The organism is Candidatus Cloacimonadota bacterium, assembly GCA_011372345.1.
Taxonomy (GTDB): domain Bacteria; phylum Cloacimonadota; class Cloacimonadia; order Cloacimonadales; family TCS61; genus DRTC01.
Genome location: DRTC01000594.1, coordinates 1 through 11,752 on the forward strand (window position 1 = coordinate 1; position 11,752 = coordinate 11,752).

At 34.7% G+C, this 11,752-nt stretch carries 6 protein-coding genes; 4 read left to right on the forward strand and 2 right to left on the reverse strand.

Annotated features, from left to right (window positions below; genetic code table 11):
- Positions 1 to 834 precede the first annotated feature (834 nt).
- Positions 835 to 1,479 carry a polysaccharide deacetylase family protein gene (locus ENL20_11335; protein ID HHE39145.1) on the forward strand — a complete coding sequence of 215 codons (645 nt, stop codon included), beginning with the start codon at positions 835 to 837 and terminating at the stop codon, positions 1,477 to 1,479.
- On the opposite strand, the gene ENL20_11340 is transcribed toward ENL20_11335, so the two are convergent.
- Both ENL20_11340 and ENL20_11345 read right to left on the reverse strand, forming a co-directional pair.
- Positions 1,433 to 2,491, reverse strand: a complete 1,059-nt coding sequence (locus ENL20_11340) for a glycosyltransferase (GenBank protein ID HHE39146.1) — start codon at positions 2,489 to 2,491, stop codon at positions 1,433 to 1,435. The genes ENL20_11335 and ENL20_11340 overlap by 47 nt on opposite strands.
- A gap of 211 nt (positions 2,492 to 2,702) precedes the next feature.
- Entirely contained in the window at positions 2,703 to 4,265 is a 1,563-nt protein-coding gene (locus tag ENL20_11345) for a hypothetical protein (GenBank protein HHE39147.1), read from the reverse strand.
- Positions 4,266 to 4,462: 197 nt separating this feature from the next.
- Here ENL20_11345 and ENL20_11350 point away from each other — a divergent pair, with 197 nt between their 5' ends.
- The 3 genes from ENL20_11350 (at position 4,463) to ENL20_11360 (ending at position 11,207) form a co-directional block, all read left to right on the forward strand.
- Positions 4,463 to 5,746 carry a Glu/Leu/Phe/Val dehydrogenase gene (locus ENL20_11350; GenBank protein ID HHE39148.1) on the forward strand — a complete coding sequence of 428 codons (1,284 nt, stop codon included), beginning with the start codon at positions 4,463 to 4,465 and terminating at the stop codon, positions 5,744 to 5,746.
- Positions 5,747 to 6,258: 512 nt separating this feature from the next.
- Entirely contained in the window at positions 6,259 to 7,989 is a 1,731-nt protein-coding gene (locus tag ENL20_11355; protein ID HHE39149.1) for a hypothetical protein, read from the forward strand.
- Complete coding sequence (locus tag ENL20_11360; GenBank protein ID HHE39150.1) at positions 7,986 to 11,207, forward strand: pyruvate, phosphate dikinase; 3,222 nt, start codon at positions 7,986 to 7,988, stop codon at positions 11,205 to 11,207. Before ENL20_11355 ends, ENL20_11360 begins: the two co-directional genes overlap by 4 nt.
- Positions 11,208 to 11,752: the final 545 nt, after the last annotated feature.

An 11,752-nucleotide genomic window follows, 5' to 3' on the forward strand; every position in this document is an offset into this window, starting at 1 on the left:
GATCTATAATTTGAAACCTCTTTCCCTACGAGAGTATATCGAGATGAAATATGAAACTGAATTGGATACATATTTAATAGAAGATATTCTTCTTGATCAGATAAAAATTTCGAGTAAAATACTGGGAAAAATTGACCGGATGATTGGTATCTTCCACGAATTCTTAAGTTATGGAATGTATCCTTTTATTTTGGAATGTAATGTAGAACAGTATTATGTGAAAATGAACAACATCATAGACAAAATAATCTATGAAGATGTTCCAACGATCAAAGATATTAAAAGTTCATCTTCTCTGAACTTAAAAAAATTGATCGCTTTTATTTCGATGTCAAAAATACCAACGCTCAATATCAGCTCACTCTGTACGGAGATTGGAATCTCCAAAGAAACTCTTTATGTGTTTCTCGATCTTTTGGAACGAGCAGATCTGCTTAATATTATCAAACCTAAAAAGAGCACAGTCAGAACAATCAAGAATTCAAAAATACTTTTTTATTCGTCAAATATGTATTATACGATTGCGAATGAATTGTGGCAACATGATGTTTTAAAAGGAAATATCCGAGAATCTTTTCTTGTTTCTCAGATAAAAGGATTGTATCCCATTTTTTCTTCGGAAGTTGTAGATTTCTCGATTCAAAGCAGAAGTCTTGGATTCCTGGAATTCGAAGTCGGAGGTAAAAGTAAACAGAAAAAACAAATACAAAATTTAGAGAATGGTTTTATCCTGCGAGATGATACGGAAATTGGTTCCGGGAATATTATTCCTTTATACCTATTTGGATTTTTGTATTAGAAAGATGTATTTAACAATTCAGACGAATTGATAAAATGAGAATAGAAAATTTAAAAATGAACAACTCAGGTAAATTGTTCTACAAAAAGCACACTAATCAAAAAGAAATAGCTCTCTCATTCGATGATGGACCGGATAATATCTTCACACCGAAAATAATAAAAATCCTGAAAGAATATAAGATTCATGCGACTTTTTTCTTACTTGGAAAAAATATCGGAAGAAATCCGGAAATCGTCAAAGAATTAATAAAACAAAAACACGAAATCGGTAATCATTCATTTTCCCACAAAACGCTAATTTTCAAAACTCCAAAATTTATCAAATCAGAAATCGAACGAACGGATCTGATTTTAAGAGAAAGCGGTTTGGGAAAAACTCAACTGTTCCGTCCACCTTACGGAAGATATTCCCTCGCTTTGTTATTTATTTTGCGGAAGATGAAGAAGAAAATGATTTTATGGAATATCGGACCAAAAGATTTTAAAGCGAAAAGTTCGAATGAGATTATTTCCAAAATCGAGAAAAAATTAAAACCAGGTTCGATCATCGTTCTGCACGAAAAAAGTGGTGAAAAGACAATCAAAGCATTAAATATCCTGATTCCAAGATTATTGAATCAGAAATATCAATTTAAGACGATTTCCGATTTGTTTGATTTTTCCAGTTCCAATTTGTGAAATGCCCCAAAAAAGTAAAAAGCAGCATAAAATACGGGTAAACGATCAAATATGAAATATCGATCAATTTAAATTTCATTTTATGAATATAAAGATTAGAAAGCCAGAAAATCAGCATCATGCTGAAATATATTAGAATATTAGTTACTTTTTTTGTATAAATCAGATTGAAAGGAAGGTATAAATAAAAAAACAAAACAAGCAAAAAATAAAGCTTGTAAGAAGTTGGAGACATCGAGAATTTCCCGAATTTTCTTTTTAATTGTTCGATCTTGATCCTTGTTTTCCGCAAAGGATGAGTTTTCACTGGTTCTTCTGGATTATAAGCGATTTTCCATTTCGTTTGCCTGATTAGATTCATAAGCAATTTATCATCACCAGCAAGATAGTTTTTGATCCTATCATAACCAAAAACTTCTTCGAACGCTTTTTTTCGCACGATCATATTACTGCCGGCAGAACTGAAGGGAATCCCCAAACCTATGGTCGAAGAAAAAGTCGCAGCTGATATTTTCTGTAAAAAATTCATAAAAGATGAACAATTCAGTTCCACATAATAACCGGCGACTATTCCCGTTTTTTCAGAAATATATTTATTATGATTTATCAGCCAGTTTTCAGGAACAACGCAATCTGCATCAGTAAAGGCTAAAAATTCAAAGCGAGCTTTTTCGGATGCTTTTTTTAGAGCTGCTTTTTTACCTTTATATTCGATATCTTTTTCGAGGAGATGAACAAATTCTGCATTTTTATTTCCGGAACAAAATTCTTTGATCAATTGCAGAGAATTATCAGAGGAAGCATCATCAGCTAAAATTATTTCATATTTTTTTTCAGGATAATTTAATTTTTCTAAACTTCTGAAAAGGAAAGGAAGGTTTTTTTCTTCATTCCGACAGGCGATTAAAATTGAAAAAGTGTTTTCTCCGGGATTTTTTACCTGTCGATTGCGGAAAATTCCAACGCTTAAAATTCCCAAAACAAGAGCAGCGATGATAAATACAATGTTCATATTTAATACTTATAGATTCATAAAAAACCATTAAAATGGTAATGGAATGTCTTTCAAAATTTCTATCACAAACTCCCAATTATCTCCGCAGGAGATGCATCCCTCTTTGACAAAGAGGGGAAACACCGATGGATAAAGCGATTTATGTTTCCGAATTCTCCCCTCTCTTTTTAAGAGAGGGGTCGGGGGTGAGTTTACGGATGGACTCTCATTAATAAAATGCCTGGTAACTGATCATAAATTCATTCGTTGCTTTTTGTTCGTCGATTTTGGTCATTTCATAGCCTAACTTGATTTTATGATGAGCCAGCGGCTGCCAGCTGAAAACTGCTTTGGATATTATCGTTTTGGAAATATCTCCTTCCAGCCAATTTGCAGTATCACTCGGTCTGGATTCGTAATTTATCGAGAAATCATTTCCAACAGAACCTTGTTTTGTGTAAGATGCATTTATATCAAATGCTAAATTGTTCATAAGTTGGAGATTTAATTCCGAACAAACTTGTAATAAATTGCTTCCTTCCGGGAAACCTAGTCCGATTCCATCGTGAGAAAATTTGTCTACCATATCTTTATGAGTGTATATCCAGGGTCGAACAGCTGTGAATTCGGTTGTAAAGCGAATCTTAGGATTTAGTTTGAGTGAATTTCCAACTTGAACAGCGTATTTATTTCCCCACCAACTTGTGAAGATCTTACTTTTGCTCAATTCGTCGAAAATAAAATTCATGTATAAAGTATTCCAGGTGATCGGTTTATAATTCATGCCCAGAAAGATTAGAACATTATCCCGATCGCGCAAGTTATGTTCGATGGGTCGCATCAAAGTGTGCGGCAACAGGTAACTCGGATCGATACTGCGGTTTCCGTAAATGACCTCTTCTCCAAAAAAGAGATGGAACCTGCCGTGAGGATTCCAGTCTATCTTATGAATAACTAAATACTTGTCAGAGTAATCTTTATAAGAATCTGATGCAGTGCTGTCCGGGATCAGGCTTGCGTGCAGGAAGGAAATCCGGAGTTTATGAAACTTGAATTGATTACTGAAATAGCCATATTCATTACAATCATCATTGAGGATAACACTACCTCCGACATTGTTTCCAATCTCAAACTTACCGCGTCCAAGTGAAACCGACCAGAAATCCGGTCTTCCTTGATAAGAAATTTTTCCAACAACATTATCGAGATAAATTTTCTCTCCATCATCGGAATTTTGTGTCCAACTATCGATCAGTTTGGAAGTTCGGGCATAATCCATATCTCCGGCAAAATGTCCTAACCGGACATTGCTGTAGAAAAAGAGTCTTTTTTGAATATATCCGGAAAGTTTCAGTCCATTATAAATGAAGTAATATCTATCTTTCTTTGAAGCGGCAAGATCGAATCCTGAAAACAAACTTATTTTAAGTCGTGATTTTAATGGAATTCGGTTGGGATGAATCCGGGAGGAAGTCGGTTTTGTTTTTATTTTATCCGGAGTTCGATAGTATAGGAAAGAAGAATCATCATTTTTATAAAACAGGAATTTCTGCCAGGAATGGATAAAGTTCTGCCCGGAAGAGAGTACGAAATCTAATTTGGAATTATTTATCAAAACTTCGGAATCAGGCATTTCGATGATCCTGTTCTCATTCTGGTTTTTTTCCAAAAAAGATGAATGAGTTTTTGATGATATTTCGGGATAATTCCAACTTAGATTATAATATAGTGATTTACATTCGAGCAGTAAACTCGAAACTAAAATCACTATGAGTAAAAATATTTTTTTCATATTTAGTTCACCATTTTTGATTTAGGGAAGACTTTTTATCTTGTTTTTATGTCAAGATAAAAGCGTTAAAATCGCAAATACATTACATTCATTTTTACTATGAAATTTAAAATATTTATTTCCATAAAAATATTGACTGAAAAACAGGTAAATTAAAGAAAGTTCCCATTAAAATAATAAAATGAAAAGGAGAGAAGATGAGTAAATCATTCAATGCCTTTGAGATGGCTCAAAAGCAATTCGACAATGTTGCTGATATCCTGGACTTGGATGAAGCAACCAGAGAGTTATTGAGAAATCCAATGAGAGAATACCATTTCAGTATTCCAGTAAAAATGGATGATGGAACAGTGAAAGTTTTCAGAGGATTCAGATCACAACACAATGATGCCCGAGGACCTGGAAAAGGCGGGATCAGATTCCATCCCCAGGAAACAATCGATACGGTTCGAGCCTTATCGATGTGGATGACCTGGAAATGTGCAGTTGTTGACATACCTCTAGGTGGAAGTAAGGGTGGAGTTATTTGTGATCCGCACAATTTGAGTGAAAGAGAACAAGAACATATCTGTCGAGGTTGGGTAAGACAAATCGCTCGTGATATCGGACCTCTCCGCGATGTTCCTGCTCCCGATGTGATGACCAGTCCGCAGCATATGCTTTGGATGCTCGATGAATATGAAGCAATTCACGGAGCAAAATATCCCGGAATGATCACCGGAAAACCTGTTGGTATGGGTGGTTCTCTGGGTAGAACGGAAGCCACCGGTTATGGAGTAATCTTTACAGTTCGAGAAGCCCTGAAAGAAAAGAATATCAAACCGGAAGAAACAACAGCAAGTTTCCAGGGATTCGGCAATGTTTCCCAATTTGCGATCAAACTTTATAACCAGATGGGTGGAAAAGTAGTATGTGTTTCCTGTTGGGATCAGAATGACAATACATCATATTCGTTCAAAAAATCAGATGGGATAAATATGGACGAATTATTATCCATTACAGACAGATTCGGTGGCATAGATAAAGTAAAAGCAAAAGAACTGGGATATGAAGTTTTATCCGGTGAAAGCTGGATCGAGCAGGATGTTGATATCCTTGTCCCGGCAGCATTGGAGAATCAGATCACCAAAGATACTGTCGATAAAATAAGTTCTAAAGTAAAAATAATTGCAGAAGGTGCAAATGGACCGACAACTCCGGAAGCAGATAAAGTAATTGCCGAAAGAGGAATTTTTATGATCCCTGATTTCCTGGCAAATGCCGGTGGAGTTACCTGCAGTTATTTTGAACAAGTGCAGTGTAATATGAATTATTTCTGGGAGAAAGATGAAGTTCTCGGAAAATTGGATGTAAAGATGACTTCTGCATATCTTGCTGTATCGAAGTTAGCGCGAGAGAAGAAATTATATATGCGTGATGCTGCGTATGTAATCTCCATCGATAAAGTTGCTCAAGCAAGTAAAGATAGAGGTTGGTTATAGTTTTAGTTGGAAATGCAGGGGATTTAACAAATTCTCTGCATTTTTTTATTTCGTTCAAACGCTGAAAGAGTTGAATGTTAAATACCTCATGAGAATCTTGTAGAAAGGACTTAACAAAGAATGAAATAACTCTGAAAGAGTTGAATATGAATACCCTAACACTGTTTATTTAGATGAAATGAAGAAATAATAGTAAATGTTCTTTCTTTTATGAAAAGTTCAATCCGTCAACTGCCGGATTGTTGTGTCCCCTGAATCTCTTTTCCATAGATTCCATCTATGGCTGTTAACATTTAATCCTTTCAGGATTCTCCTCAATCCTAAATTTCATTTGGGATTGCAATTTATGGAAAAGTTTTACTTTGATTTTTCGGTCTAAAATGGAATATTTTAAAAAGTAACTTTCCCGTCCAATTATGTTCCCAAATAGAATTTGGGAACAAGCGAAATTTTCTTTGTTCAGTTCGATTCATATCTGATTTCAAATAATATATTAAGGATATAAAAACATAATGAATTATAACAATAAAACATTCGATCGTAATTTAATGTATAAAGACAGTTCATTTAATTATATTGGAAAAGGACATCCGGGAGGAAAAGCAGGAAGTCTGATCTCAATCAAAAAAACATTAGATTCAAATTTCAAAGATAACAAATACTACGACATTATCATCGACATTCCACACATGACAGTGATTCTGACTGATGTTTTTGATTTATTCATGAAGGAAAATAGTCTTTATGAAATTGCCTTATCAGATGAATCGGATGATCTTATCGCCAATGAATTTCAGAAAGCAAGTTTACCTGCTATTGTGGATGGTGATCTTTATAGTTTGATCTCCAAAATCCATACTCCGCTGGCAATTCGTTCTTCGAGTTTATTCGAGGATAAAATGTTCGAACCTCTGGCTGGTATATTTGAAACTAAAATGATCCCTAATAATCAATTTGATACAAAAACGCGCTTTCATAAACTAACGGAAGCAATAAAATTTGTTTATGCTTCTACTTTTTTCAGTAATTCCAAAAATTATTTTAAAGCCATAAATAAAGATATCAGAGATGAAAAAATGGCAGTTGTGATCCAGGAATTGGTAGGTGAGAAATATGGAGATCGATTTTATCCGACTATTTCCGGAGTTGCCAGATCATATAATTTTTATCCAACCGGAAATTCCAAACCGGAAAGCGGAGTAATAAGTCTTGCTCTCGGTTTGGGAAAAACAGTTGTCGATGGTGGGAAGGTCTGGAGTTTTTCACCGGATTTTCCGACAGCACCTCCTCCCTTCAATTCCAATAATGATCTGTTGAAAATGACGCAAACCGAATTCTGGGCAGTAAATATGGGCAAACCACCGGAATACAATCCGATCACGGAAATGGAATATCTGGAAAAACATTCTTTAAAAGAAGCCGAAGAAGATAAAACAATAAATTATATCTGTTCTACTTATGATATTCAATCCGACAGGATCAATTCCGGAATATCTGGTTATGGGCCTCGTATCATCAATTTTGCTCCGGTACTGAAAACGAAACTTATTCCCTTTAATGATCTCGTTGCAAAATTATTAAAAATATCTGAAGAAAAATTAGAAACAAAAGTTGAAATCGAATTTGCCATGATTTATGATCCTCAAAATAAAAAACCTAAAAGATTTGGATTTTTGCAGGTCAGACCAATGGTCGTTTCCGATAAATTAGTCGAAGTTCATCTCGAAGATTATGAAGAGGATAAGGTTTTTGTCTATTCCGAAAATATTATGGGAAATGGGAAAAGTGAATCAATCAAAGATGTAGTTTTTGTTAAACCTAGCGATTTCAGAGCTGAATATACAAGCGAGATGGCTCTTGAGATTGAAAAAATCAATGCTTCTTTAGTAGAAAAGGAGACAAACTATCTTCTGATTGGATTTGGCAGATGGGGAAGTTCCGATCCCTGGCTTGGAATTCCAGTGACATGGAATCAAATCTCCGGAGCAAAAGTTATCATTGAATCATCTTTACCGGATATGAATCCTGATTTCAGTCAAGGTTCACATTTCTTTCATAATATTACCAGTTTTGGAGTTCTTTATTTTTCCTGTAAAAACACGCAAAGAATAAAAATTGATTGGAATTGGCTCTTAAATCAGCAGAAAATCACAGAATCCAGATTTGTGCAGCATGTCAAAACAAAAACACCTATTAAAATTTTTGCTGACGGAAGAAGTAGAAGAGGAGTGATCTTAAAATGAATCAAACAAAAAAAAACAAGAAAGAAAAGAGCGATCAGATAAACGAAGTTATCATCAATATTTTAAGTGAGAGAGAAAAAGAACTGAATTGTTTATATAAAGTTGAAGAAGCATTAAAGGATTTTGAAGTCGATAATGAAGAAATATTTAATAAACTTCTCGATATAATTCCAACCGGCTGGCAATTTGTGGATATTTGTGAAGCGAAAATTATTTTTGGAAACAAGGAATTTACACGCGATAATTTCAAAAAAACCAAATGGTTTCAAAGTTCGGATATTCTCATAAATAAAAAAGCAGTTGGCAAAATACAGGTTTATTATACAGAAAAGGTCAGCATTAAAAACGGAAATCAATTTTTACCGGAAGAGAGTAAATTATTAAATACAATAGCGGAAAGAGTAAGTCAATTCATCTTTCATAAAACTCTAAAAAATGAAATCGAGGATTTGGAAAATGCAAAAAGAGAGATCGATCTGAATAAGAAAGAAGAATGGCGGGTGATCGTCGATCTTCTTAAAAGGGCTGATCAGGATCTTTATCATAAAATTTCCAGGAGAATGCTTAATTTTCTTTGTTGGAGCGGTTCTGAACAAGCAAGAAAATTGTTAGAATCATTTGGTTTTGAAAAAAGCAGAGAAAATACAGACACATGTTTTTCCAACAAACCGCTGGAAAGAAAAAACACAGAATCATATAATACAATCTGTGATAAAACTTTTGAAGTTGCTTCCAAATATTTGAATGATGAAGATATTCTCAACAATATTCAGAACTGGATAAAGGAAGATAAGATCAGTTTCCTGGTGAAAACTCTCGAAAACAGGAACACTTCCAACAGCGATATTCTGGATGCGATCACAAAATATTTTCATACTGATGAAGAAAAGATCGAATTCTCGGAAAGTGCTAAAATGAATACGACTGTAATGATCCTGCATCGGTTTTTTTCGGAACAGATTAAGTTCATAAACATCGCTAAAAATTATTTTGATATTAAAGATTTTTATAACATCCTTCAGCATACGATCTTTCCTACAAACAGCCGTGGTAAATTAGGGGGAAAAAGTTCAGGATTGTTTCTGGCAAACAATATTCTTCATAAAATACCCGAACTCGATGATGATCTTAAAAAACAGGTAAAAACTCCCAGAACCTGGTATGTTACTTCTGATGCGCTGATTCATTTTCTTTATTATAATAATCTCGAAGATGTGATCGATCAGAAATATAAAGAGATCTCACAAATCAGAGAGGAATATCCGAATATTGTGCAGGTTTTCAAAAATTCGTATTTCCCGCCTGATATTATTAAAGGTTTATTAGTGGCTTTAGACGATTTTGGAGAGAAACCTATCATCGTCAGAAGTTCAAGTTTGTTGGAAGACAGGCACGGTTCTGCTTTTTCCGGTAAATATAAAAGCCTGTTCCTGGCAAATCAGGGGAATAAAGAAGATCGGCTAAATGCTTTGATGGACGCAATTTCAGAAGTTTATGCTTCGACTTTTGGACCGGATCCGATCGAGTATCGAAAAGAAAGAGACTTACTTGATTTTTATGAAGAAATGGCAGTTATGATCCAGGAAGTAGTTGGGAAAAAGGTTGGGAAGTATTTCTTTCCTGCATTTGCCGGAGTTGGTTTCAGTAGTAATGAATTCCGCTGGTCGCATCGAATTCAGAGAGATGATGGCTTGTTGAGGATCGTACCGGGTTTGGGAACTCGAGCAGTTGACAGGTTAAGCAGTGATTTTCCGGTTTTGATAGCACCCGGAAAACCCAATATAAAAGTGAATATAACGGTTGATGAGATTTTCCGTTATTCTCCCAAAAATATGGATGTGATCAATCTTGAGACCAACACTTTCGAGACGATCGAGATCAGAGAATTTTTGAAATCAAATGGAAATGATTACCCGATGATCAATAAATTGGTTTCTGTGATCCAGGAAGATAGAATAACAGGTAAATCATTATTCAATATGGATTTCAAGAATGATGACATTGTTTTCACATTTAATAAATTGGCAGCGGATACTTCTTTTGTTAAAGATATGAAAATAATCCTGGAAAAACTGGAAAAGCATATAAAAGCACCGGTTGATATTGAATTTGCACACGATGGAGAGGATTTTTATCTTTTGCAATGTCGTCCGCAAGGCTATTCCGGCGAAACTTCTCCTTCTTCGATTCCCAAAGATATTCCTGAAAAAAATATTGTTTTCACTGCCCGGAAATATATCTCAAACGGACGCATTCCGGATATCACACATCTGGTTTATGTCAGACCGGAAAAATATGGAGAGATAACTTCTCTCGAGGAATTAAAAGTTATAGGAAAAGTTATCGGAAAATTAAATTCGATCCTTCCCAAAAGGAAATTCATTTTAATGGGACCTGGAAGATGGGGAAGTAGAGGAGATATAAAACTCGGTGTTAATGTAACTTATTCGGATATTAACAACACTTCTGTCCTGATTGAAGTCGCCCGGGAAAAAGGAAATTATGTCCCAGATCTTTCTTTTGGAACACACTTTTTCCAGGATCTGGTGGAAGCATCGATCAGGTATATTCCCTTGTACCCGGATGATGACGATATAATTTATAATGAATTTTTCTTGAATCGATCTAAAAACATTTTATCGGAATTAGTTCCTGAATTTTCTTATTTGGAAGATATCATTACGGTTATCGATGTACAAAAAGAGACAAAAGGCAAAATTTTAAGGATTCTGATGAATGCAGATCTTGATGAAGCGATCGCTTATCTTGGCTCTCCTTCAGAGAAATATGAAATACAAGGGAATGAAGAATCATTTATTGAAACTCAAACCGAAAATCACTGGATGTGGCGCTTGAGAATGGCTGAACATATAGCCGAAAACATAGATCCAAAACATTATGCAATCGAAGCGATGTATATTTTTGGCAGTACAAAAAACGCAATTGCCGGACCTGCCAGCGACATTGATCTTCTTGTTCACTTTAGAGGGAATGACAAACAAAAAAAGGAACTTAAATCCTGGTTTGATGGATGGAGTTTGTGCCTTTCGGAAATTAATTATTTAAAGACAGGTTACAAAACAGACGGGCTTCTTGATGTTCATTTTATTACAGATGAAGATATCAGAAACAAGAATAGTTATGCGATCAAGATCAATGCTGTGACCGATGCAGCCAGACTTTTGAAGATGAAAAAAAATAGCAACGAACAAAACTAACAAGACGAACAAAATAGAACACGGATGACACGGATAAAACGGATTAATACGGATAAGAAATTAAACACCTAGAAACACCGAAGATACTGAAAATCAATGTCGAACAGATTGGACTCGAGAACAATCAAAAGGGATAAAAAAGACCTTGCGAATGGTTTCAAACAGAGAAATTCTTCTTGCTAAATCTTCGCAATGGTTGATTTGAAATTCTATCAAACTCATCCTGCTGTCCTTCTCTTTTTTAATGAGAATATGAAATCTATTCCAAAGAGAAGAAACATAAGAAAAGTAAAATGAAGAAAGAAAAGAAGGCTCTTTAAAGAAATGAGTGGGTAAATTAAATAAATAACAATAAGGAAGTCCACTCTAAAAAGGCAATAATTTGGAATATGTATGAAATTTTGCCCGAAATTTGGAAACTAATGAATCGGTTAATGACCTCTATCTTCTTATTAACCACCAACTTAAGTTGGTGGTCAATGAAACAGGAAAAAGTATTAACCGTTTTAACGGTTTCTAATTTTATTGAATTTGACCTTTTTAGA